General features: G+C 39.7%; 19 protein-coding genes. 8 read left to right on the forward strand and 11 right to left on the reverse strand.

All coding sequences use genetic code 11. The annotated features are described in order from the left end of the window. The first annotated feature begins 255 nt into the window (after positions 1-255). The 3 genes from ACHSBP_RS13090 (at position 256) to ACHSBP_RS13100 (ending at position 3,992) form a co-directional block, all read left to right on the forward strand. Positions 256-2,496, forward strand: coding sequence for an acyl-CoA dehydrogenase (locus ACHSBP_RS13090; protein ID WP_395389089.1), 2,241 nt, complete (start codon positions 256-258; stop codon positions 2,494-2,496). A gap of 300 nt (positions 2,497-2,796) precedes the next feature. After that, positions 2,797-3,174: a cytochrome b562 gene (locus tag ACHSBP_RS13095; protein ID WP_395389091.1), complete on the forward strand. Its 378-nt coding sequence runs from the start codon at positions 2,797-2,799 to the stop codon at positions 3,172-3,174. A 176-nt stretch (positions 3,175-3,350) separates the two neighbouring features. After that, positions 3,351-3,992 (forward strand): outer membrane beta-barrel protein, encoded by a 642-nt coding sequence (locus tag ACHSBP_RS13100; protein WP_395389093.1) that lies wholly within the window; start codon positions 3,351-3,353, stop codon positions 3,990-3,992. A 42-nt stretch (positions 3,993-4,034) separates the two neighbouring features. Here ACHSBP_RS13100 and ACHSBP_RS13105 read toward each other — a convergent pair whose 3' ends face one another. Continuing rightward, entirely contained in the window at positions 4,035-4,637 is a 603-nt protein-coding gene (locus tag ACHSBP_RS13105) for a DUF6058 family natural product biosynthesis protein (protein ID WP_054979791.1), read from the reverse strand. Between the two features lie 146 nt (positions 4,638-4,783). Between ACHSBP_RS13105 and dapA the strand changes: the two genes are divergently transcribed. Together dapA and ACHSBP_RS13115 are read left to right on the forward strand one after the other, a co-directional pair. After that, positions 4,784-5,698: a 4-hydroxy-tetrahydrodipicolinate synthase gene (gene dapA / locus ACHSBP_RS13110; RefSeq protein WP_395389094.1), complete on the forward strand. Its 915-nt coding sequence runs from the start codon at positions 4,784-4,786 to the stop codon at positions 5,696-5,698. Positions 5,699-5,804: 106 nt separating this feature from the next. Further along, positions 5,805-7,070 (forward strand): DEAD/DEAH box helicase, encoded by a 1,266-nt coding sequence (locus tag ACHSBP_RS13115; RefSeq protein ID WP_395389095.1) that lies wholly within the window; start codon positions 5,805-5,807, stop codon positions 7,068-7,070. 137 nt (positions 7,071-7,207) lie between these two features. Here the strand turns inward: ACHSBP_RS13115 and ACHSBP_RS13120 are convergent, their stop codons facing one another. Further along, on the reverse strand, positions 7,208-8,797 hold the full coding sequence (locus ACHSBP_RS13120; RefSeq protein WP_010559231.1) for an AbgT family transporter: 1,590 nt from the start codon (positions 8,795-8,797) through the stop codon (positions 7,208-7,210). Positions 8,798-8,901: 104 nt separating this feature from the next. Next, entirely contained in the window at positions 8,902-9,687 is a 786-nt protein-coding gene (locus ACHSBP_RS13125; RefSeq protein ID WP_010559230.1) for a Rossmann-like fold-containing protein, read from the reverse strand. Positions 9,688-9,805: 118 nt separating this feature from the next. On the opposite strand from ACHSBP_RS13125, the gene rluF reads away from it, so the two are divergent. Next, positions 9,806-10,687 (forward strand): 23S rRNA pseudouridine(2604) synthase RluF, encoded by an 882-nt coding sequence (gene rluF, locus ACHSBP_RS13130; protein WP_010559229.1) that lies wholly within the window; start codon positions 9,806-9,808, stop codon positions 10,685-10,687. 195 nt (positions 10,688-10,882) lie between these two features. After that, positions 10,883-11,863: a hypothetical protein gene (locus tag ACHSBP_RS13135; protein ID WP_395389097.1), complete on the forward strand. Its 981-nt coding sequence runs from the start codon at positions 10,883-10,885 to the stop codon at positions 11,861-11,863. Here the strand turns inward: ACHSBP_RS13135 and ACHSBP_RS13140 are convergent. From ACHSBP_RS13140 to ACHSBP_RS13160, 5 genes are all read right to left on the reverse strand, one after another. Then, positions 11,860-12,225, reverse strand: a complete 366-nt coding sequence (locus ACHSBP_RS13140) for a hypothetical protein (RefSeq protein ID WP_395389098.1) — start codon at positions 12,223-12,225, stop codon at positions 11,860-11,862. The genes ACHSBP_RS13135 and ACHSBP_RS13140 overlap by 4 nt on opposite strands. Before the next feature lie 50 nt (positions 12,226-12,275). Beyond that, on the reverse strand, positions 12,276-13,019 hold the full coding sequence (locus ACHSBP_RS13145) for a hypothetical protein (protein ID WP_395389100.1): 744 nt from the start codon (positions 13,017-13,019) through the stop codon (positions 12,276-12,278). A gap of 127 nt (positions 13,020-13,146) precedes the next feature. Beyond that, positions 13,147-13,950: a DUF1338 domain-containing protein gene (locus ACHSBP_RS13150; RefSeq protein WP_010559225.1), complete on the reverse strand. Its 804-nt coding sequence runs from the start codon at positions 13,948-13,950 to the stop codon at positions 13,147-13,149. Between the two features lie 74 nt (positions 13,951-14,024). Then, the gene (astA, locus tag ACHSBP_RS13155) at positions 14,025-15,047 is read right to left on the reverse strand and encodes an arginine N-succinyltransferase (protein WP_010559224.1); all 1,023 of its coding nucleotides are present in this window, start codon (positions 15,045-15,047) and stop codon (positions 14,025-14,027) included. Between the two features lie 14 nt (positions 15,048-15,061). Continuing rightward, positions 15,062-16,267 (reverse strand): aspartate aminotransferase family protein, encoded by a 1,206-nt coding sequence (locus ACHSBP_RS13160; RefSeq protein ID WP_010559223.1) that lies wholly within the window; start codon positions 16,265-16,267, stop codon positions 15,062-15,064. 138 nt (positions 16,268-16,405) lie between these two features. Between ACHSBP_RS13160 and ACHSBP_RS13165 the strand changes: the two genes are divergently transcribed. Beyond that, complete coding sequence (locus ACHSBP_RS13165; RefSeq protein WP_010559222.1) at positions 16,406-16,834, forward strand: Lrp/AsnC family transcriptional regulator; 429 nt, start codon at positions 16,406-16,408, stop codon at positions 16,832-16,834. A 39-nt stretch (positions 16,835-16,873) separates the two neighbouring features. Here the strand turns inward: ACHSBP_RS13165 and ACHSBP_RS13170 are convergent, their stop codons facing one another. The 3 genes from ACHSBP_RS13170 to ACHSBP_RS13180 all read right to left on the reverse strand — a co-directional run bounded on the left by ACHSBP_RS13170 (position 16,874) and on the right by ACHSBP_RS13180 (position 23,991). Beyond that, the gene (locus tag ACHSBP_RS13170) at positions 16,874-20,176 is read right to left on the reverse strand and encodes a methyl-accepting chemotaxis protein (protein WP_395389102.1); all 3,303 of its coding nucleotides are present in this window, start codon (positions 20,174-20,176) and stop codon (positions 16,874-16,876) included. A 133-nt stretch (positions 20,177-20,309) separates the two neighbouring features. Continuing rightward, on the reverse strand, positions 20,310-20,792 hold the full coding sequence (nudB, locus tag ACHSBP_RS13175; RefSeq protein ID WP_010559220.1) for a dihydroneopterin triphosphate diphosphatase: 483 nt from the start codon (positions 20,790-20,792) through the stop codon (positions 20,310-20,312). 121 nt (positions 20,793-20,913) lie between these two features. After that, positions 20,914-23,991, reverse strand: a complete 3,078-nt coding sequence (locus ACHSBP_RS13180; protein ID WP_010559219.1) for an efflux RND transporter permease subunit — start codon at positions 23,989-23,991, stop codon at positions 20,914-20,916.

Below are 23,991 nucleotides of genomic sequence, written 5' to 3' on the forward strand. Positions count from 1 at the left end.
CCTTTTTTATTATCGCGCGGTTTTATAGTCTTGTTTAAATTACAGCCTGCGCATTGCTCTGCTGCGCAAATTTACCCCAAAAAAACATGCTCAAATAACGTTTCAGCGTACATGTGTGTCTATTTAAAAATTATGTAAAATCAGTGATGTAACTACTAAATGTAATAAATTTATTAATTTTTTAAACTAGAGTAATTGATCTAAACAAAATTTTATGACGTAATGTATAAAAATTATCTGGTCGGATGAGTAGCCATGAGTTTAAGAACAAGTTTGAAAAAAGTATTACCAAGTATCTCTGTAACAGAGCAAGAAGCCTTAGATGCAGGCGATGTTTGGTTGGAAGGTTCTATCTATCAAGGTAAGCCTGATTTTGATGCGTTACGTGCAGTGCCTGAAGCAAAACTAAGCGATGAAGAGCAAGCATTCCTAGATGGTCCAGTAGCGCAATTGTTAGACATGATTGATGAAACTGAGATCCAAAGTTCAAATCATTTACCTGACAATATTCTAGAGTTTATTAAATCAAATCGCTTCTTTTCACTGATTATTCCTAAACAGTATGGCGGTTTAGAGTTTAGCCCATATGCGAATTCAACAATTGTTGCGACTATCGCTACCAAAAGTACAGCTGTTGCTGTAACGGTAATGGTACCAAACTCACTTGGCCCGGGTGAGCTACTAATGCACTATGGTACAGAAGAGCAACGTCAGCACTACTTGCCTAAATTAGCTATCGGCCAAGATATTCCATGTTTTGCCCTAACAAGCCCTGAAGCGGGTTCTGATGCTGGCGGTATTCCAGACCAAGGTATCGTAACGATGGGCGAATACCAAGGCAAACAAGTACTTGGTTTAGAGTTAACTTGGGATAAGCGTTATATAACGCTTGCACCAATTGCAACGGTACTTGGTCTTGCGGTTAAAGTAAAAGATCCACAAGGGCTACTTGGCGGCGAAGAAGATCTAGGCATTACTTGTGCGCTAATTCCAAAAGATCATCCAGGTGTTGAACTGGGTAATCGCCACAACCCAATGGGCATTAAATTCTACAATGGTACAACACGTGGTCAGAGTGTTTTTGTACCGATGGAATTTATCATTGGTGGTCAAAAGAACATTGGTCGCGGTTGGCAAATGCTTGTAAGTTGTTTGGGCGCGGGCCGTGGTATCTCATTACCAGCGTTAGGTTGTTCAACTGCCCACGTAGCACTTAAATCAGCATCAGAATACGCAGCAGTGCGTGAGCAATTTGGTTTAAGCATTGGCTTATTTGAAGGTATTCAAGAAAAACTGGCTGATATTGCGGGCAAAACGTACTTACAAGAAGCAATGCGTGTATTAACAACAGAAGGCTTGGGCTTAGGCTTAAAACCATCAGTTGTAACCGCAATTGCAAAATACCATATGACAGAGCTTGGCCGTGATGTATTAAATTCAGCAATGGATATTCAAGCCGGTAAAGCAATTCAATGCGGTCCGCAAAATACCTTAGCGCAAGGCTACCTTGGTCAACCAGTTGCAATCACAGTAGAAGGTGCAAACATTCTTACGCGTAACCTTATGATCTTTGGTCAAGGCGTAATGCGTTGTCACCCGCACCTGCAAAGCATGGTTGAATCAATTCACAGTACTGAAAAAAATGCAGACGCTACGTTCCGCGGCTTGTTAACTAAAACAATTGGCTACAGTGTTGGCAACAGTCTAAGTGCATTTACTAAAGGTTTACTGCCATTTACTGCAGGCGCGAAGTCAAAACTGTCTGAAGTGCGTCAGTACGAAAAAGCGGTAAATAAACTTTCAGCAAAACTTGCAGTATACGCAGACTTCTCATTACTTGTACTTGGCGGCAAACTTAAGCAAGCTGAACTACTATCAGCGCGTTTAGGTGATGTAATGAGTTACTTATACGCAGCAATGGCATCAATTCGTTACTACGAGCAAAAAGTGTCTGCTGAAGACCGTGCACAAGCAGCACCATACTTCCATTACGCAACACGTTGGGCCATTGCACAAGCTGAAAACGCAATCAGCGATTTCTTAGCAAACTTCCCATCAGGTACAACACGTAAGTTTATGCGCTTGATAACAGTAACTTACTCTGAAAGCTCAATGCGTATCAGTGATGATTTGGTAAGAGAACTTGCGCATCAGTGTCAGTTAAATACCAAATTTAAAAAGCAATTAACGCATTTAGTGCATGCTTCGAATGGCGATGGACACGACATTAACCAGCAAGCGTATCTCGCTAAACTAGAGTGTTTAGAGATGCTAGCTAAGATTAAAAAGTCGCTACGCAAGAAAGAAATTAAATCTGGCGTACGCTTCGCTGAAACACTCGATAACGCATTGGTAGCAAACGTTATTACGGCTGACGAGTATAAAATGCTGGTCGACTACAACGTAAAACGTGAGCTTGCAATACGCGTTGATGAATTTGATTTTGATATGAATTTACTAAAGCCAGAACAGGCAAAGCTAAAACAAGTTAGCTAATTAGAATCCTAACGTACTTGCAAAGCCAATCCATGTGATTGGCTTTTTTTATGTTCTTGTTACAATAGGCGCGATTTTTAATACCGTTTCTGTTAAGTGTGAGATCTGGGTTATCGCTGGATAAACGAAATGATACCAAGGCGGGATTTTTTTAATGTAGTCGTTCTACATTGATTAATTCTAACGCAGTTTACATGATATATATTCCCGCGAGGATGATCAGCTACTTAAGTGAATTGGTATTAGTATCACGGTACTATAAATTAGAAACCTTAGCGATTTCGCTAACAAGAGAGCAGTATGAAGAAAACCTTCCTTTTATCGATTTTTATAATGTGTTTTTCACTCTCAGCTGAACAATCAGAGCTAGCGTTAGTGATGAAAGAAATGGCACTAAGTTACAAACAAGCCAAAACTGCACAAACATCAGGTGAGTTGCTTACTCATTTAACTGATATTGAAAAGGCCTTACGTAAGTCGCAACAAATTGGCTTTAACCGTGAATCGCAAAAATCGAACCAAGGAATCGAGCGTGTACTTAAACACGTTGCGTTAATTAAGCAAAACGTAAACGACTTGCCAACTGCTAAAAAACAATTGACCGAAATTGATAAATTACGCAAGCAATATCACAAAATTCATGAGCCCAGTTTCTGGCACCTATTATTTGGTAACTAACTGTTAATAATTGTAATTTGACTTGATAAATCATTTTTCAATTTGCATTATATTGCGCCGTTATTCGGTGTTTCTTTTATAACCTTGATAACGTCTTAGCGCTTATCTACCAGATAAGAGCGTTTTAATCGGTTCTGGTGCGCGATCACCGTTTTATTTTCATTTTAAGGACAATAATGAAACCCTTAACTTATTTACTTTGTCTCATTGTCAGTGTGTTTTCACTTAATTCATATGCAAAAAACCACAATCAATTTGCATATTACGGTTTGAGTTTACAACAGCAAAAATTTAAATCACTTGATTTTAAACCATCAGTTGTGGACGAAAACCTAGGTGAATATAAGTATAAATCCAGTGATCGTGGTTTTGGTGCACGGGTTTTAGTTGGCTTTCAATTTAACCGATTTGTTGCTTTAGAAGGCGGTGTGTCGCGTTTTGGGGTAGCCGATTTCAAAGTGACAGAGCAAAGCACCGATAGCAAAGGCAAAAAAACAAGTACGACAAAGCATAAAGGCGAATTTGAAACGTTAGCGGCAGATTTACGTTTGATCGGTACATTACCTATAAATGATAAGCTATTTTTAAAAGCGCAAGTGGGTGTAATCGGTTGGGACAATAAAATGGAGCAACTGATATATCAAGACAGCGCATTAGCCACGCAAAAAATTGACGACCGCAGCACGTCTGTAGTAAGTGGGCTGGGAATCGGTTACGGCATCAGCAAATCAATGGCGCTTACCCTAGATTATGAGAAAACTGAAATCGCTGAAATTAAAACCGATACCGTAAGTGTGTCGTTACTGTTCCGATTTTAGATTTGGTACTTAGCGATATGTTTAATATCGCTAAGTACTCGACTATAAATCTTTCAGGCGCTTGAGTAATTTATGGGCATTTGACACACAATTTAGCTGCTGTGGTGGGTAGCTTAAAGTGCGCTCAAGTAGACGCAAACATTTACTTAACTGTTCGTCGCCTATTTCACAGTTATTAACTAAGTAATCTACCGCTTCTAGCGCAACAATTTCATGTATAAAGCCATTTGCTGTAATAACGCCATATTTACCTGCCAAAAATAATTGCCAATGGTTTTGAATTTGCTCTTCAAGATTTTCAAAGTATTCGGCGTTAAGTTCAAAGCCTTTTGCCGCCAAATCGTTTACTGATTTTGCATATTGCTGATAGAACAAGGTATATGCTTGCGCTGAGCTCAGCTCTGAGTGATTTTTTAACAAATCTATCCATTTAGTATAGCCTCGGGCGTAATACTCTTGCTCTTCATTGAAATCACAAATGCCAAAAAACGAGCTCGACTGCACTTGGTTTTTTAAATGATAGGCGGCGCTTGGCAAAATACAGGCGTCTTGCCACTCATTTAAGGTGTGCTCTTTTACCCCTGTGTGTAGAGAAAGCTGTTTTAACGAGTAGAAATAATCTTCGAAGTATTCGGATATAGCCATTGCAAAATAATTAACTGTATATTTGTACAGTTATCTTATCGTAACTAATAAAAATAACAACAAATTTTAACTAAGACTTGTTACCTACTTACGTGACACCTTGTTTATGGTTAAAATAGTGCAAATTTTTATAATGATAAGTAGCTATGACAAACGTTGCCACAATTAAACAAGCGAGTCTAATCACCGCAATTAAAACGCCTTACCACAGCAATGGCGAAATTGATTTACCCACTTACGACATGCTAGTTGAAAAGCAAATCGAAGCCGGTGTAGATGGCATTATTGTCGGTGGTACAACGGGCGAAGGCCAGTTAATGAACTGGGAAGAGCATTTAATGCTTATCGCCCACAGCGTTAACAAATTTAAAGGCCAATTACTTATTATTGGTAACACCGGTAGTAACAATACTAAAGAAGCAATTAAAGCCACAGAATATGGTTTTGCTACAGGTATGGATGCATCACTGCAGATTAATCCTTACTACGGACGTACGTCAAATCAAGGGGTTATTGCTCACTTTGAACGTGTATTAGCGATTGGCCCTGCATTTATTTACAACGTACCTGGGCGTACGGGTCAAGATTTAACACCTGATATTATTGAGCAGCTTGCTCAGTCAGAAAACTTTATTGGCGTAAAAGAATGCGGCGGTAATGAGCGAATTGAATATTATGAAAACAAAGGCATTGCATGTTGGTCTGGTAACGACGACGAAGCCCATGAGAGTCGCCATAAAGCCAAATCACATGGTGTGATTTCAGTTACGTCAAATTTAATTCCGAGTGTATTTCGTGAATTAATGGACCGTGAAAATAATGAACTTAACGACCAATGCCAGCAATTAATGGCCTGGTTATTTTGTGAGCCAAATCCAATTGCGATTAATACCGCATTGGCGTTATCGGGCGCGGTAAAACCTGTGTTCCGCTTACCGTACGTGCCGCTTAACGATCAGCAAATCGAAACAGGTATGGGATTAATGCGCCAGTTTGAAGATAAACTGGTTGGCGATTCGCTTAATCAACTAGCACAAAGCGATTTTATCATCACCCCATAACGCCCGTTTTTATAAAAGCGATCGGTTAAACGATCGCTTTTAGCTATTCTGCACCGTACTTTCCTTGTTATAATCAACGTAATTCCCTCAATAGGTTTCCAATATTATGAATTTCAAATCCTTTAGCTTTGCTGACTCGATTTTATCAGCACTAGAGAAAATGGGTTATGAATCACTAACGCCAGTACAGAAAATGGCGATACCACATGTACGTCGTGGTCACGACGTGCTTGCAAGTGCGCAAACAGGCACAGGTAAAACAGCAGCGTTTGCGCTGCCGATCATTCAAAAGCTACTTGATAGTAACGCCAATGGCGAGTCAATTCGCGCTGTGATTTTAGCGCCGACGCGTGAACTAGTTGATCAAATTGATCACAACATTAAACAATTTACGGCGTTTAACAATTTAAAGTCGGTTGCAATTTTCGGTGGTGTAGAGCACGACAAACAAATTAACCGTATAAATAAAGGCTGCGATATTCTTGTCGCAACGCCAGGGCGTTTAATTGAACACTTACGTAAAGGCAATTTTGCGCTTAATAACGCGTGTCATGTCGTACTTGACGAAGCAGACCGTATGTTAGATATGGGTTTTCGCTCTGATATTGAAACTATTTTAGAGCAATGTGACAAAAATAAACAAACATTGTTGTTCTCGGCAACGTATCCGTCGGCAGTTAAACAGTTTGCTACAAAAGCACTTAAAAATCCGAAAATTGTTCAGGTAAGTAGAGACAACGAAACGGCGAGTACAATCACCCACGTTGCATATCCGGTATCAAACGACAGAAAATTAGAGCTATTGTCAGAGCTTATTTGTCGTAAGGGATGGAAGCAAGTACTGGTTTTCGTCAACATGAAAGAAGATGTACAGTTAATTGTTGATGAGCTTACACAATACGGCGTTACCGTTGGCGTGATGCATGGCGATAAAAGCCAAGGTAATCGTCGCCGCGCCTTACGTGAATTTAAAGACGGGAAAACCACTATTTTAGTGGGTACGGAAGTCGCGGCTCGCGGCTTGGATATTGCCGGACTACCACGCGTAATTAACTTTGATTTGCCGTACCTTGCTGAAGATTATGTTCACCGCATCGGGCGTACAGGTCGCGCGGGGCAAAAAGGCTTTGCTATTTCATTAGTTAGCCGCGAAGAAGAGCACGTACTTGCGCAAATTGAAGACTTAATTCAAGACAAAGTTAAGCGTATTTATTACCCTGGCTTTGAAGTAAGTAACCGCGATGGCTTAATTAAGAAAATCGGTAAGAAAACCTCACTGCAAAAACGTATTCGTTCTAATAGAGCAACGCAGTATGGTGCAGAAGCCAAGATGCAAAATCGTCAGAAAATCAGAAAAGCATTTAAAAAGTAACAACCAATTTAATATTTCGTTGTTATCGAGTCGCTGACAAAGCGAAGGTTAAATACAAAAAAAGGAGCATTTACTGCTCCTTTTTTTATTCACAATTGCTAATAGATAACGCCAATGGCGCTTAGCAGGGCAATCTACTATGGCGTATAGTAGATTGGTGAATTAGGGCCAACTGGCATACCTAGTACGAATACCCATAAGTAGAATAAACATACCCAGCCGACAAAGAAGAACATTGAATATGGCAGCATGGTTGCGACAAGTGTTCCTATGCCCATATCTTTTTTGTATTTGGTTGCCACCGCGAGGATTAAGCCAAAATAACTCATCATTGGCGTGATAAGGTTAGTTACCGAATCACCAATACGGTAGGCTGCTTGAATTGTTTCAGGCGCATAACCGATAAGCATTAACATAGGTACAAATATTGGCGCGGTGATTGCCCACTGTGCCGACGATGAACCTAAACTCAAGTTAACCACTGCACACATAAAAATAAACAGTACAAATACTTCAGGGCCAGTTAAGTTTAACGCAGTTAACATAGCCGCGCCTTTAACCGCTAAGATAGTACCTAAGTTGGTCCATTTAAAGAATGCAACAAATTGCGCAGCGAAGAATACTAACACAATGTACATACCCATTGAGCTCATACTTTTAGACATGGCATCAATGATATCGCGGTCATTTTTCATTGAACCAACAACGCGACCATAAACAAAACCAGGAATAGCAAAGGTTACAAAGATAAATACAACAATCCCTTTTAAGAAAGGTGAACCTGCTACTAATCCGGTTTCTGGGTGACGTAGAATGCCGTTTTCAGGCACGATTGTTGTAGCAAGTACGGCACATGTCGCTAAAAATGCAAGACCAGCGTAACGTAAACCTTTACGCTCAACGTCAGTTAAATGGTCGATTTTGTTATCTGCTAAATCAATGCTTGCTTCATCATTGTTGTATTTACCTAAGCGAGGCTCAACAATTTTTTCCGTTACCCACGTACCAACAAAGGCGATTAACACCACTGAAATGGCCATAAAGTAATAGTTTGCTTCTGGGCCTACTTCATATGTTGGGTCAATCATTTGTGCTGCTGGTGTAGTAATACCCGCAAGTAATGGGTCAATTGTACCCAGCAACAGGTTGGCACTGTAACCACCAGAAACACCGGCAAACGCAGCAGCTAGGCCTGCTAACGGGTGACGACCAAGGCTGTGGAAGATCATTGCAGCTAACGGAATAAGTACGACATAACCAAGTTCTGACGCTGTGTTAGACAAAATCGCAGCAAACACTACCATAAACGTTACTAGGCGTTTTGGCGCACCCATTACCATGCCGCGCATTGCCGCTGATAACATACCTGAATGCTCTGCAACACTTACGCCTAATAATGCAACGAGTACCGTACCAAGTGGCGCAAAACCTGTGAAGTTAGTAACAAGTCCAGTCACGATACGTTGTAAACCTTCAGCGCTCATAAGCGATACAACTTCAATAACACCATCTGGTGCACGACCTTTAGCACCTTCTGGGCGTGGATCAATGGCGCTAACCCCCATCCAATCTGCAATACCGCTGAAAATAACAATAGCAACACAGAACATTGCAAATAGGGTGATTGGGTGAGGCAGTAAATTACCGAGGAATTCGACGGTTGCTAAAAAGCGATTAAACAACCCTTTATTTTGGTTATCTTGAGAGTTTACTTCTATCGTTGACATGAATAATAACGGTTAATATAAAAATGCCCGCAACATACCATAATACGTAGATATTACCAAGGCTGATGCGGTTAACCGCGCGTTACGCTGCCAAACAGCGGCGATTATTGCTGTGCTAAGAAGTCAAACCACTGCTGTTGATATGCGGCTAGTTTAATGTGTTTTTTCGACAGCAAATGGCGTTGCTTGTTTTCCTCAGATGTAAACGGGCCGACACGACATAGCGGGCAATAACCGGTTTTATTAAAAGTAAAAGGGGTAAATTGATTTATCACCGATTCTGGTTGTGTTACATCGGAGTAGCAATAAATAAAGCCTTTAGTGTCTTTAACCTGTTTATCACGATCAACATTACGAATTTGATAGTCAGGAAAAAGTGAATAGTTAAACGCTTGTTTACCCAAGTAAGCGATTGATGTGTCGGTAACAAGATCAGTTTCTATCTGCCAATGGCTATAAGGTTTAACTTCTTTTGAAGTGATGTAACTGAGACGTGCACCGTTTTTATCTAAAAAGTAGTCAAAACATGCAAGTAAATAATTACGTAGCAAGTTACGATTTACAATATTTTGATTTGGGGCCTGATCAAACGCATCTTTTGACTTAACTGCAGGAACAAGCGGAAATTGAAAAATCACTAAGTCAAACGCACCGCAAAGGGTATTTGGCCAGGTTTTAGCGTTTGTTATATCAAGTTCATAATGTACATTCGCATTTAATCGATTTAATCCGTTAATGCCATTTTTACTGTATTTATCCATAATGGTTGCTTTCGCATCTAATACTGACGCTGATAAATGTGTTATTTGATGATGAGCAAGTAACGAATACGAAAAGGTGAGGTCGCCATCGCCAATGGTAAGAATACGCCAGTTGGGTTTTAAGAACATAAAATCAAAGTGCTAAAACAAAAACGCTATTCTAACATGTGCATTTACCTGAGAAAACGCAAGCGTTTTAAATGTGGCTGAATTACAATAGCGCCATAGATTATTTAGTTGTTTAGATATGAGTGAATTAAAACGCTTAAACAAATATATCAGTGAAACTGGTATTTGTTCACGTCGAGAAGCAGATACGTTAATCGCAGAAGGTAAAGTTACGGTTAACGGAACAGTTGCTGAAATGGGCTTAAAAGTATCTGATGCTGATAACATTACGGTTAACGGTAAGTCATTAAAGGCAAAACCGAAACGCGTTTATATTGCATACAACAAGCCTGTGGGTGTTACCTGCACAACCGAAAAGAAAATTAAAAGTAATATTGTCTCTGCAATCAATTACAAAGATCGAATTTTCCCAATTGGCCGCCTAGATAGACCGTCAGAAGGGCTAATCTTTTTGACCAACGAAGGCGATATCGTCAACAAAATATTGCGCGCAGGCAATAATCACGAGAAAGAGTATATTGTCACAGTCGATAAGGAAATCGACCAGCGTTTTGTTGAAAAGATGGCGTCAGGTATTCCTATTCTCGATACCATTACAAAACCGTGTAAAGTTAAACAACTTGGCAAGAAACGCTTTAATATTATTTTAACACAAGGGCTTAACCGACAGATCCGTCGTATGTGCGAGTACTTAGGATTTGAAGTAATTAAGCTAAAACGTGTTCGTATTATGAATGTATCGTTAAATGATTTAGCGGTGGGACGTTGGCGCTTTTTAAGCGACAGTGAAATGGCGCAAATTAATGCATCAATTGCCGATTCAAGTAAAACGCAAGAACGTTCAACGGACCACAATAAAAAAGCGAAGAAAACGTTTAAACCTGTGCTAAATGAAACCTCAAAAGCCAGCGAAAAACCGCGCGATAAACGCAAGCGTCAAGAGCAATCTAGAAAACCAGCTAAGCGCCTTTCAGGCACGTTAAGTTTAAAACGCAAATAAACAATGGGTGCGAGCCACCTATTTTTGCACTGGAATACCTTTAATAACGCATTTATGTGTAAGATTTATCTATCTCGCATGCGATTTATTGCACTGTAACCAAGCAGCTATCTTCATAACATATCAACAAAAATTAAGCATAAATGATTACATTAGACTACGCTTTTAACATTAAGTTAAAACCCGAGATAACCTGTGCGTATACTGATTTTATTAGCTTTGTTTGTTGTTTTTTTAGGGCAATTAACGCCACGCTTTGAAATCATCAAATCGATTTATCAAATTGATTTGATAGCCAGTCTACAAACCCAGTTTGCGATGCTGTCAATCGCACTAAGTCTACTGTTGGGCTTTTGGAATCGTACCGTAATGGTAATTTTTCTGCTCGTTAGTGGATTATTGATTGCTGCAAATTTTAATGCCTATCTAAACAGCACATTGTTTATTAGCAAAACAGGAGAGTTAGTTAACCAACGTGAGGGCGATGCGATAAAAGTGTTGCAATACACGTTTGATGATTCGCTCGACTTGGCGCTTGCACCGATTTATCAAGAAATAACACAACAAAATGCCGAGTTAATAATTCTTTTCAATGTCAATGAATTGCATATCAATCAATTAAAAGCATTAAGTGAAGGGCGCTTTAATTACGGTATTCGCAAAAAAGAAAGTCTGCCAAGTAATATTGCCATTATCAGTAAGTATGCAATCAGTAAAAAGCAAAAAACCTCCTTTTTAGATGAAAGAGGGGATTTGGTGTCTCTTGGCATAGTATTTAACAAGCAAACTCTCGATATATTTGCAATGCACCCACCGAGACCGACAACAGAGGTTAATTGGCGACGTCGCAATTTAATGTTGAATACATTAGAGGCGCGATTAAATAATGGTGATAATACGTCGCCTTATTCTTTGGTTGTTACCGAGCTGTATACAACGGTGTGGTCTAAGTATTTTCCAAATTTAACGAACTTACGCTCATGTGCTTATACAATGGGACTTTATGGCACTTGGTATGCAAAGCCTTGGTTAAAGTCTTTGGGTGGGCTAGGTGCAATCAATACAAGTCAATGCTTTTTTAGTTATCGATTAAAAACAAATAACTTAGAGACCCACCAAGTGGCACATTCTGATAATAATATTGTTACGTACTCGGTAACAATACCAACAACTTAGTGACTAAAAATTTTATGGTATACAACCATCACGCTAATTAAGATTGCGCTCGCGAGCGGCAGTAAACTAAACATAAGCCATACATCATAACTGACTAAACTACTTGCGCTGAATATATTGCGCACGTTACCAGAGAAAATTAACGACACCGGGAACCAACTTAATGCGGCGTATAGTCCAATATTGGCAATGCTCTGTTGAAAAAGTGTTGGAAGTGCGATTAATTTTGCAGAGCAGGCAACGGCAACTAGGCATAGCATGATGACAAAGGAACGATAGGGAACATGCCAAAAAATCTCATTAGAATGTTGAAGAAAATCAACATCTAAAAGAATAAAACACCCGCTGACAAGCGCTGTCATAAATGAAGCTAGCAGACAATTTTTATGTGACATGCGAGAGAAATAAATTACTAATGAACAGGCATAGTATAATTTAGTAGGCGTTGTTTCCAGTGTTTCGTAAAGTCTTCACAGATTAAAATTGAATTTAACGTTAAATATAAGCTGCTATTTTGGCTTTTAGGCAACATGATATGGCGAGTAAACGTATCGTGATGTTTTTCTGCAATGTAGAAGTCGTTGTGGTCTTGTTTACTTAAATAAAGAAAGGTGTAATAGCTCAATATCGCAGTATCGATACGCTCTTTTTTCAACATATCAAATAATTGCGTTTCGCTTTGTGTATTTACGCGGGTTAATTTTTGTTGATTTGCTAACGAATCTACACCCACATATTTAAAGCCGTGAATGCCACCAACCCGTTTGCTTTCAAGATCTGATAATTCGCTCACAATCACAGGGTGCTTACTTAAGCTCACAAATATATCTTGATCGGACATAATTTTCGGCGTCCAATGATAGCGTGATTGAGTGGGGTCTCTAAACCACTTGGGATTAACACCAATGACTACACCGTTTAGTTTGTTTTGTTTCAAACGATGGTCGATGCGTTTTCGCGGCATGTACACCAATTTAAACTGATAGCCAGAATTCATTTGGTTGAGTAAATCGACGAACTCAAAATATAATCCTGATTTTTGTTCCAAGTCGATAACGTAAGGCGGCATATTATGATAGGTATATACCTCAAGTTGGTTTTGTCTTGCGGTTAGTTGCAAAGGTAAGATAAATAAAAGCAGTAAAATATATTTCATCAATTGGTATTTAGGCTCTTGATAAACACGCTTTCTAAATAATAGCGGCAGTTACAACACGGTTTATTAAGTATAGTGAGCGAATAATAAAAAACGAGCCATTGGCTCGTTTTTTATTATCTACCAATTAGCGTGCGTTGGTACTTTCAAAAATTTTGTCTGCCGATGCTGCAACAAAACCGGTGTAAATATCGCCATCTGGTTTTGCGTAGCGTAGGGCAAATTCGTAAAAACAGCTAGGGATCGCTTTAACACCGTCGCTAAATGTTACGTCTGCTTTGTCAGCAAGCGTTGAAGACTGCTCTAGCAGTACTTCTGGTGAACCTTTGATCTCGCCACCTGAACTGTTTAGTTCAAAACCGGCATCTTTAAGTGCTGTGTTTACAGCTTCAATTGTTTCAAAGTTAGCGAGGTGATTAATGCTAACCGTAAAGTGATTTGCACGGTAACCCCAAGCAGCAGTCCAAGCAGCGTATTCAGATTCTTCTAATAGTGTTGCATAGGTCGCTGAGTCAATTTGCCAATGCGCACCTGAGTATAAGAAATTATCAGCAGTAATTGCGTCTTCGTCGATTTGCTCAACTAATGCGTGAATTGTTTTTTGTAGCTCAGGCGAAAACTTTTCAACAAGTAATTCAGAAATAAACACTTTTGGTTTAGTCGGATCGCTGTGCTCAAAATGCTTTGCATACAGTTTTTTAGCTTCAAAATGATACTCGCCACACTCTGTGTAGCCGACAGCTAAAAAGTGTTGTGCAAGTTTTTCAAGGCCCACTTTTTCGATATTAAATGTACGTAATGCAATGTGGTCATTAATCACGTCTGTTTGCTGCGTATCACCTAATAACTTGTGAACTTTAACTGCTGATGGCGTTACGTCTAAATAGCTTTGCCATAAGTTTTCAAATAATGTATCTACATTGTTGTGCATAATGTTACCTTTGTATTAGTGAACAGGGCGACCTGAACACTGTAATTGTGTATTAAAGTAGGTTTAAGCACGACCTAACTTAATTTTAAAATTCGTATTGAATCGCCACACCCAACGTTAAGCGCTGATGCTAATTCGCTGTCGATGATTGCCGTATCATCATTATCATCAATCGAAATATCACAGCTAAATACGGCTTTAAATGCATTGACTTCAAGGTTTGCAATCGCATAGGTATCAACACTTTGGCCTTTACCAATTTTCACCGTAAGCAAACGGCTTTCTCGTACGCTTTTAATGTTATCCATTTGCGCTTCAACCGTTGGCCCTGCATCAAATAAATCAACATAACCGCGAAATTCAAAGCCTTCTTTTTCTAGCAATCTTAACGCAGGTTTTGTTTTATCATGAACATTACCGATGACGGCTTGAGCGTCTTTGCTGAGCAAATTGGCGTAAATAGGGTATTTAGGCATCAGTTCGGAGATAAATACCTTATTGCCCGTGCCAATTAAATGATCAGCAGTTGGGAAGTCAATTGAAAAGAAGTGTTCTTGTAACCATTGCCAAAATGGTGAATGGCCATTTTTATCAGAAACACCACGCATTTCTGCGATTACACGGTTTGAAAAACGTGCTTGATGCTGGGCCATAAATAAAAAGCGAATACGTGATAGAAAACGACCAGCTAAACCACTGCGGTGTGATTCTTTCAAGAACAAGGTACAGATTTCAGTGGCACCTGTGTAATCGTTACACATGGTGAGAATGTCAACTGTGTTGTAAACACCAAGTGTACTTGAGTGATGAACTGTCTTGCCCATATGATAATGGTAGAGCGGTACATCAAGTCCAACAGCAGCTTCGATTGCCGTAGTGCCCACAATTTCACCTGTATTGGTGTCTTCTAATACGAATAAGTAGCCTTCATCGCGTGGAACGCTTACGTCTTTTTCAAAACTCTCCACTGCGCGATTAATTTTACTTTCGAGTAAATCATCGCAAACAGGGAGTGATGTAAAGCCGTGGCCAGACGCTTTTGCTACTTCTTTCAAAGCAGCAAAGTCATCTTTTGTAATTGGTCTAAGTACTAACATAGCCAGCTTGGTTATTAACCGTTAACAACCGCCGCTACGGCTTTTTCAAAACGTGCTAGACCTTCAGCAATATCTTCATTTGGAATAACTAATGAAGGTGTGAAACGAACTACGTCTGCACCTGCTACAAGGGCCATTAGGCCGTTATCTGCAGACGCTACTAGGAAATCGCGAGCACGACCTTTGTAACTATCGTTAAGAACTGCACCGATTAATAAACCTTTACCACGTACTTCACTAAATACATTATATTTAGCATTAATAGCATCTAACCCTTCACGGAAAAGCGCTTCTTTTTGGCTAACACCGTCAAGCACATCTGCTTGGTTAACAGTATCGAACGCAGCTTCTGCAACTGCACACGCTAGAGGGTTACCGCCATATGTTGAGCCATGAGTACCAATTTTAAGGTGCTTAGCGATTTCAGTCGTGGTGATCATCGCACCAATTGGGAAACCGCCACCTAATGCTTTCGCTGTCGTAAGGATATCTGGAGTTACACCTAAACCTTCATACGCATAAAGTGTGCCTGTACGGCCAACACCTGTTTGCACTTCATCAAAAATAAGTAGTGCATTGTGTTTATCGCATAACTCGCGAACACCTTGGATAAATTCAGGTGTTGGTGAAATAATACCGCCTTCACCTTGCAGTGGTTCAAGCATTACAGCACATGTGTTGTCATCGATAAGTTTTGCAAATGCATCTAAGTCGTTGTAATCACAGTGAACAATATCACCAGGCTTAGGACCAAAACCGTCAGAGTAGGCCGCTTGGCCGCCTACCGTTACGGTAAAGAATGTTCTGCCGTGGAAGCCTTTGTTAAATGCGATAATTTTTGATTTTTCTGCACCGAAGTTATCAAGGGCAAAACGACGTGCAAGTTTAAGCGCCGCTTCGTTTGATTCAGCACCTGAGTTTGCAAAGTAAACTTTGTCAGCAAACGTTGCATCAACTAACTTTTTAGCAAGACGAAGTGCTGGTTCGTTTGTCCATACGTTAGATAAATGCCAAATTTTTTCTGATTGTTCTTTTAGCGCATTTACTAAAGCTGGGTGACAATGGCCTAAACAGTTTACCGCGATGCCGCCTGCAAAATCGATAAACTCTTTATCGTTTTGGTCCCATACACGTGAACCTTCACCTTTAACTGGAATTACCGCTGAAGGAGCATAGTTAGGTACCATTACATCATCAAATAAAGCACGATTTACAGCCATTATTCTTTCCTCAATCTTGTTGTCTAATTACTTAAAATTTAATTATTTCAATTATTGAATCAATTAAAGCCATTTTGTAGTGTAAAAATAACCATATTAACGATATTATTTATCAAATTGTTTATATTTTTAGTTAATATGATTAGTGATACAGATAAAAGTTTAATTAATGCGCTAAAAGAAAACGCGCGTTTGAGCGTTTCAGACTTAGCTAGAAAGCTATCTTTAAGCCGCTCAACCATACAAAACAGACTTGCCCGACTGGAGTCTACTGGTGTCATAACTGGTTACAGCGTAAAGCTTGGTGAAGATTATTTAAAAAATAGAGTGAGCGCCCATGTATCCATTAAGGTTAAACAAAAATTAACAACACAAACCAATGTCGAATTAAAGCGATTCACCGCTATTTCGCAGCTCTATGCAATAAGCGGAGAGTACGACTTAATAGCAGTCGTAGAAGAAAGCTCGTTAGAGCAACTGAGTCATACACTCGACGAAATCGGTAATTTAGATGGCGTAGAGCGCACTACATCTTCTGTTATTCTAGAAACCAAGTTTAAGCGCTAATTGCAAAAACTCGGTCTAAAATATTACGCCACGTAATGTTTATGCGCGTCTACTAGCTGGGATCAGCTCTCCTGAAATCATTGGTGTCGGCTCAGTGGGGTTGTTGGTTTTAAAGTATTCCAGTAAGTGATTCATATTGTTCGCACGCTCAGCCATTAAGTTAGCGGCTGCCATGGTTTCTTCTGTTACCGCTGAATTTTGTTGGACGATAGTCGCTAATCGCTGCACAACCACATCGACTTCTTTTAAGCTATGGCTTTGATTGTTTGAGCTTTCACTGATTTTATGAATACTTTGATTTACTTCTTCAACGCGCTCCACAATTTGTAATAGCTTCTCACCAGATGCAACCGATAACTGACTACCTAAATGGACTTTATCGTTACTGTCAGAAATAATATCGCGAATTTGCTTTGCCGATTTGGCACTGCGACTCGCAAGTTCACGCACTTCATTTGCAACCACGGCAAAACCACGTCCATTTTCACCAGCACGCGCAGCTTCCACCGCGGCATTTAGTGCTAATAGGTTAGTTTGAAAGGCAAGTCCGTCAATTACTTCAACAATTTCATTAATACTCTTACTGGACTTTTCAACTTCTTCAATGGATTGCTGGGTTTCAAGCGACAGTGATTTACCTTGTTTGGCACTTTCTGTGGCAATGTTACTTTGCGATACCGCACGTTTTGATTGTTCTACGACGCCGTATACTTCTTCGAGTAATGTTTTAGTGCTGGCGCTTGCTTGTTCTAGGCTTGCAGCTTGTTCTTCCGTGCGCTCGCTTATTTCCGTATTACTGAGCGAGATTTCTTTCGCACACTGTTTTACTTCTTCGGCAGACGCTTGAATATTGCCTATTACATCGATTAGTTGTTTTGTTGTGCGATTTATATTCTGCTGTAGTTGCGAAAAAATACCATGGAAGTTACCTTGCATTTGTTTGCTCAAATCACCATTCGCTAACGCCTCTAAACTGGTAGAAACCTCGTTAATGGCCGTGGCTGTTGCCGTCACAGAGCTATTGATATCTGTTTTCAGCTGCGCTAAATCACCTTTAAACTCAAGTTCAATAAACTGCGTAAAGTCACCTTTTTTCATCGCTTCGGCGACATCGCTAAGTGATGCGATAACTTCTTTAACACTGTTGACTGAACTATTAATATTGGTTTTTAACGCATCTAACTGTCCTTTCATATTAGCGTCTATTTGTTGGCGATAATCGCCTTGGCTAATACCATTCATTACCGCGCTAATATCGTTGATGGCGTGATTTACCGATTTGATACTGATATTGACATCATCTTTAAGGCGCGCGAACTGACCTGTCATTTCACTTTCAACCTGAGAGCTAAAATTACCTTCACTGACGTTTGCCATAACAAATGAAATGTCGTTAATAACAGTAGAAATATTTAGAATGGTTTGGTTAATTTTTTGTTTTAACAGATCTAATTGGCCATTGAGTGGCACACTAATCTGCGCGTCAAGATTACCATCACTAAGTTCTGCCATCGTGTAATCTATGGTATTTATGGCGTTGTTAATGCTTGAAATAGTTTGGTTAATTCCTTGTTTTAGTTCATCTAACTTACCGTTACAGTCAACCGTCACTTGTTGTTCAAAGTCGCCTTGAGCCATAGATTGCATGACATTAACTATGTCACTTATTGCTAAATCTAACGTTGATAACGTTGAATTAATATTGTCTTTTAATGTATTTAAATCGCCTGCCATAGGTGAATTGATGGTTTTATCAAACTTACCTTGAGACATTGCGTTTACGACTGAGTTTAACTCTGACATCGCTAAGCTTATGGATTCTGCGCTATCGTTGGTTGCTTGTTTAAGTAATGCCAGTTCGCCTTTACATTCTGTGGTTATGCGAGCGTCAAAATCACCTTTAGCAAGTTGTTGCATAACGCGATTGGTGTCCATAATTGATGCTTGTAAACTCGCAAGCAAGTTGTTAAAAGCACCCGCCGTATCGCCAATCTCATCGTTATTCATTTCAGTCGTACGTTTCGAAAAATCACCGGTATTTTCAACGCTTTTCATTAATTCAGATAAATGTTTAATCGGTGCTGCTAAAAATGCAGCAAACTTAGGTGCTGTGTATGCAACAGCCGCAATCACTAATAACAGCACTAAGGTAAGAATAAGTGCAAGTCTATCAACTGCGGCAAATGCTTCACTTTCATCAATTTCGGCTAATAAGCTCCAGGTAATATCGAACACCTCAAGTGGTTGATAAGTTGAAAGTACGGGGTTGCCGTTGTAGTCATCAATAATTTTTTGCCCCGCCACGCCTTGTAATGATTGTTCTATGGCATAGGTATTTACACTGCCTTTTTCTGGGTTTCTAAATGAATTAATTACCGAGTGATTTTCCGGGTCAAGATACGAGTCTGAGCGCATTAACTTATCAGGGCCAACAAGGTAGGTTTCGCCGGTTTCACCTAGACCATCACGATTACTCATAATGTTATTTAGTGCATCAATCGAAAGCTGAAAAATTAAGGTAGTATCGCGATCAATTGGCATTGCGATAAAACTTGCTGGATTGTTATATGAGGGAAAATAAGGTTGATAATCAATAAACGCAACGTTATTTCCTGTTTTTATGCTCTGTGACTTTTTGAAAACACTGGCGATGTTGCTATTGGCATAAGGGCCGTCAAGTAGCGATGTCGCAAAATCTAACTCTTTATAAACAGAGTAAATAATATTGCCGGTGCGATTATCAACAATAAACAAGTCATAAAACTCATAATATTCAGTTAGATTGGTAAAATAGTTATGATAACGGCTGTGCACATTATCGTAAGAATCACCTATACCGCTTGTAAGCAGCTGCTGTTTACTACCAATTGGATTAGCATTATCTAAAATGTAACGAGTTTGTAGCGCAACCGCGGTTGTACTTAAGGCATCAAAATTGATGTTAAGCTGCTGAACATTCGGGTTTGTTTTTTTAAATTCATCAAAAAAAACTGTATCGTAATAGTTTTTGAGCGCAGGTTTTGCATTGTTATTGGTATTAACCTCAGCAAATGCGCGTTGAAATTCGATGGCGGCTGACTTTGTCGTGGGGCTCAGTGCGGTAGTTACTAGCTTTAGCTCAACTTGTTTAAAGTAGCGCTCGAGCCCACTTTTTTTAATACTGCTTATCGCTGATAACTGGTTATAAACTTGTGATTTAATAGCGATTGAAGAGTTGTAATAGGCAATAATAAACACAATTAGCAGTGGGATGACTGCAACAACTAAAAACGACAGAGTTAACTTTTTAGATAAGTTAATGTTTGCAAAGTATTGGCGTAAAGTTAGCGGTAACCTAGTCATAACCTTCCTTAGTGCTAATCCATGAATGAATTAATCAGTATTAAGTCCTAACTAAGTCTAAAACATAAATTGACTATCGCAATTTTGCTGCTAACGAAAACGGTTTTTTAACTGTGATTTTTTGTAAAAATGGCTAAATAAGTTTACACATTGTATTTTCATAACAATACGTTATTGCCTGTTTGTTCGAATCGGACCATAAAATTTCTAGGGTGTCTTGGTAATTAAGCCATTTATAAGCTAAGTGTTCGTTTGGATGCAAAACGATAGGTTGTGTAATTGGTACCAACAAATGAAATACAAACTCAGTGTTTATAGTACTGTTAGGCTTATAACGACTACGCCACTGAGTTCGAATTTCATAGCGATTAGTAATATTTAGGTCTTTGATTGTAAGGTCTTGCTTATGGCAATTAATGCCAGTTTCCTCAAGCACTTCGCGATATGCACAGGCAAGGGCGGTTTCGTTTTGTTCAATGCCACCAGTAACCGATTGCCAAAAGGACGGGTCATCTGCACGTTGCATCACCAAAAATTGATTTTGAGTATTTTGAATTACCACAAGCACCGAATAGGGATCACGAAGCATAATTGAGCACACCGTTTTTTTATCCACAGTATACCTTTAACAATAACGAGTTAAACTAATGTTTAAAAATCGTGGTATTCACATTTAAAGTGATGTGTTGGAAAGTGGATGTCCCACGCTAAGAGGCTGTAGCGTGGGACAGTTATAGCTAGGCTTTGTTGTTTTCTGGTTTTACGCTAAATACTAAAGTATACAGCGCAGGAATTACCAACAAAGTAAGAATGGTTGCAAATCCTAAACCGAACATAATAGTCACTGCCATCGATTTAAAAAACACATCGAATAGTAGCGGAATCATACCCAGAATCGTTGTAATGGCCGCCATAGACACCGGTCTCAAACGACTCAGTGCAGAATGATAAACGGCGGTGTATGGGTGTTTATTTTCACTCAGCTCGAGTTCAATTTGATCCATAAGCACAATGCCATTTTTAATTAGCATACCCGATAAGCTCAACAAACCAAGTAAGGCCATAAAGCTAAATGGGCTGCTCATGGTAAACAAACCAATGGTAACGCCAATTACCGCAAGCGGTACAGTAGCCCAAATAATTAACGGTTTTTTAATCGAATTAAATAGTAGCACCGTGATAATAAACATCACTAGGTAGCCAAGCGGTAATGAGCCAAAAATGGCTTTTTGTGCCTTAGATGCAGATTCAAACTCGCCGCCCCAATCTAATTGGTAACCTTGCGGCAGTTTTATCGCTTCAATTTGTGGTTTTACACGCTTTAATAAATTTGCCGCGGTTTCATCACCTAGAATATCTGGATCGGCCATAACCGTTATGGTGCGTTTACGATCGCGACGCAAAATTAAGTTATTTTCCCATTCGGTATTAAAGCCATCGACGATTTGTTCTATTGATACATAAACACCGAGCGTTGGGCTGAAAATTTGTAAGTCATAAAGCGAATCTACGTTAAGACGCTCTGATGCAGGTGAGCGCGCAATTATCGGCAACATGCGTGTGCCATCACGATATAAACCAACCTGACGTCCCGACAGTGTCGTTAACAACACATTGTCTAAATCGGCTTTACTAATGCCTAATCGACGGGCTTTTTGTTCATTAAACTGCGGACGGATAACTTTCGTTAATTCGCGCCAATCATGTTTAATGTTATACGCCGCGCCATCGGCATTTAATATGTCGATGGCTTGGTTAGCTAAATCGCGTAGCACTTTAGGGTCGTGACCTTGAAAACGCGCTTCAATCTTTGCATCGGTTGATGGACCAATCTCCATGCGTTTTAGTTTAATAACCGCATTATGTAAATTTTCATCGGCATAATTGCGTACATCAGCTAACAATTCATTAAGTGACTCAAGATCCGTCGTTCTGATAATTAATTGACCAAACGCAGGGTGAATTTTCTCTGGCGCGTAGGTCAGCATAAAGCGAGGAGCACCTTGCCCAATTGTACTCGTTACTTCAACAACCTGTGGTTTGGCAAGTAAGTACTCTTCTAACGCAGAAATATCTTTCTCCGTTGCTCTAATATCAGACCCTTGATAACGCCAGTAGTCTAAGTAGAACATCGGCGTGTTTGACGGTGGGAAAAATGACTGTTTAACATTACCGAACAGGACTAATGCACCAAGTAACGACACGAACATAATTGTAAGTGTACTTTTTGGCCACGCTAAAACGGTTTTAAGAACTTTTCCGTAAAAAACGAATAATGCCCCTTTATAAAGTTCGTCAGCATCAAGTTCATTGTCAGGGTTATGTTCAATTTCACTTTGCTTAAATAGCACACTGGCTAAAAACGGGGTAATTGTAATAGCTGTTACCCAGCTCAATAGAAGTGAAATTAGCAAGACATAAAATAGGCTTCCAGCAAACTCACCGGTTGCGTCAGAGCTAAGGCCTATTGGGGCAAAAGCCGTGATGGCGATAATCGTTGCGCCCAATAATGGCCATTTAGTTTGATTAACAATGCTGTTAGCCGCTTTTACTTTGCTGTAACCTTTTTTAAGGCCAACCAAAATACCTTCTGTTATAACAATGGCGTTATCAACGAGCATACCTAACGCAATGATCAAAGCACCTAAAGAAATACGTTGCAGGTCAATTTCTTGAACCAACATAAAGATAAAGGTACCAAAAACGGTAATAAGTAGTACCGCACCAATGAGTAAGCCACTGCGAAACCCCATAAATAGCAACAGTACTGCAATTACAATTGCAACCGCTTGTGCCAGCGACATAATGAAATCATCAACTGACTTCTCAACTTCTTTAGGCTGGTTGTAAAGTGTATTAATTTCAATGCCATACGGTCTTTGATATTCAAGTGATGCAAGGTGGTTAGACAAACGCTCGCCCACATCAACCACGTTAACGCCTGATGCGAACGACACGCCTAATAGCAGAGTTTGTTTACCTGCATAATGGGTCGGGTTATTAGGTATTTCAGGGTATTCACGTTTTACCGTGGCAACATCACCTAAATAGATAATTTCTTTTGCGCCTGGTTTTGAGATCAGCAGATCTTCAAGTTCCGACACATCTTTAAATTCGCCAGTAGGATGGAGACGAATTGATTCGCCTTCTACGGTTACTTTACCCGCGTTTGATACGGTATTCTGATTTTGCAATAACTGATATATCACGTTGGCTGAAATACCAAGTTGCGCGAGTTTATGACTCGAAATTTCGACGGTCACTTGCGGTTTTTGTTCGCCGGCTACGGTAACTTTACCAACGCCGTCTACTAATACTAATTCACGGCGTAGGTAATCTACGTAATTTTCAAGTTCTTCATAAGAGTAATCATCGCCGTTAATTGCGTAAAGCACACCATAAACGTCGCCAAAATCATCCATTACACTTGGCGGATAAACACCCGAAGGTAAGCGCGGTGATAAATCATTTATTTTACGGCGCAATTCATCCCAAATTTGCCTTAGTTCTTCTTTGCGATAGGTACTTTTCATCTCAACCGCAATTTGCGATAAACCGGGTGAGGAAATAGACGTAACATAATCAACATAGGGCAGTTGTTGAATAACGTTTTCAATGGGGTAAGTAACTTCCTGTTCAACTTGCTCTGGCGATGCACCTGGGTAGCGTGTTATCACCATGGCTTTCTTTAGGGTGAATTCAGGGTCTTCTAAACGACCAAGTTGCTGATAAGAAAACACACCGCCGAGTAATAAAATTAGTGTAAAAAGCCAGCTTATGGTGCGTTTTTCAATTGACGTTTCAGCAATGCTCAT

Source organism: Pseudoalteromonas sp. XMcav1-K (genome assembly GCF_044005875.1).
Classification (GTDB): domain Bacteria; phylum Pseudomonadota; class Gammaproteobacteria; order Enterobacterales; family Alteromonadaceae; genus Pseudoalteromonas; species Pseudoalteromonas spongiae.

What these genes read in the sequence shown, in the direction of transcription:
- ACHSBP_RS13090 (WP_395389089.1), top strand. Translation starts at nt 256, where the DNA reads ATGAGTTTAAGAACAAGTTTGAAAAAAGTATTACCAAGTATCTCTGTA.
- ACHSBP_RS13095 (WP_395389091.1), top strand. Translation starts at nt 2,797, where the DNA reads ATGAAGAAAACCTTCCTTTTATCGATTTTTATAATGTGTTTTTCACTC.
- ACHSBP_RS13100 (WP_395389093.1), top strand. Translation starts at nt 3,351, where the DNA reads ATGAAACCCTTAACTTATTTACTTTGTCTCATTGTCAGTGTGTTTTCA.
- ACHSBP_RS13105 (WP_054979791.1), bottom strand. Translation starts at nt 4,637, where the DNA reads ATGGCTATATCCGAATACTTCGAAGATTATTTCTACTCGTTAAAACAG.
- dapA (WP_395389094.1), top strand. Translation starts at nt 4,784, where the DNA reads ATGACAAACGTTGCCACAATTAAACAAGCGAGTCTAATCACCGCAATT.
- ACHSBP_RS13115 (WP_395389095.1), top strand. Translation starts at nt 5,805, where the DNA reads ATGAATTTCAAATCCTTTAGCTTTGCTGACTCGATTTTATCAGCACTA.
- ACHSBP_RS13120 (WP_010559231.1), bottom strand. Translation starts at nt 8,797, where the DNA reads ATGTCAACGATAGAAGTAAACTCTCAAGATAACCAAAATAAAGGGTTG.
- ACHSBP_RS13125 (WP_010559230.1), bottom strand. Translation starts at nt 9,687, where the DNA reads ATGTTCTTAAAACCCAACTGGCGTATTCTTACCATTGGCGATGGCGAC.
- rluF (WP_010559229.1), top strand. Translation starts at nt 9,806, where the DNA reads ATGAGTGAATTAAAACGCTTAAACAAATATATCAGTGAAACTGGTATT.
- ACHSBP_RS13140 (WP_395389098.1), bottom strand. Translation starts at nt 12,225, where the DNA reads ATGACAGCGCTTGTCAGCGGGTGTTTTATTCTTTTAGATGTTGATTTT.
- ACHSBP_RS13145 (WP_395389100.1), bottom strand. Translation starts at nt 13,019, where the DNA reads ATGAAATATATTTTACTGCTTTTATTTATCTTACCTTTGCAACTAACC.
- ACHSBP_RS13150 (WP_010559225.1), bottom strand. Translation starts at nt 13,950, where the DNA reads ATGCACAACAATGTAGATACATTATTTGAAAACTTATGGCAAAGCTAT.
- astA (WP_010559224.1), bottom strand. Translation starts at nt 15,047, where the DNA reads ATGTTAGTACTTAGACCAATTACAAAAGATGACTTTGCTGCTTTGAAA.
- ACHSBP_RS13160 (WP_010559223.1), bottom strand. Translation starts at nt 16,267, where the DNA reads ATGGCTGTAAATCGTGCTTTATTTGATGATGTAATGGTACCTAACTAT.
- ACHSBP_RS13165 (WP_010559222.1), top strand. Translation starts at nt 16,406, where the DNA reads ATGATTAGTGATACAGATAAAAGTTTAATTAATGCGCTAAAAGAAAAC.
- ACHSBP_RS13170 (WP_395389102.1), bottom strand. Translation starts at nt 20,176, where the DNA reads ATGACTAGGTTACCGCTAACTTTACGCCAATACTTTGCAAACATTAAC.
- ACHSBP_RS13180 (WP_010559219.1), bottom strand. Translation starts at nt 23,991, where the DNA reads ATGAGCATTGCTGAAACGTCAATTGAAAAACGCACCATAAGCTGGCTT.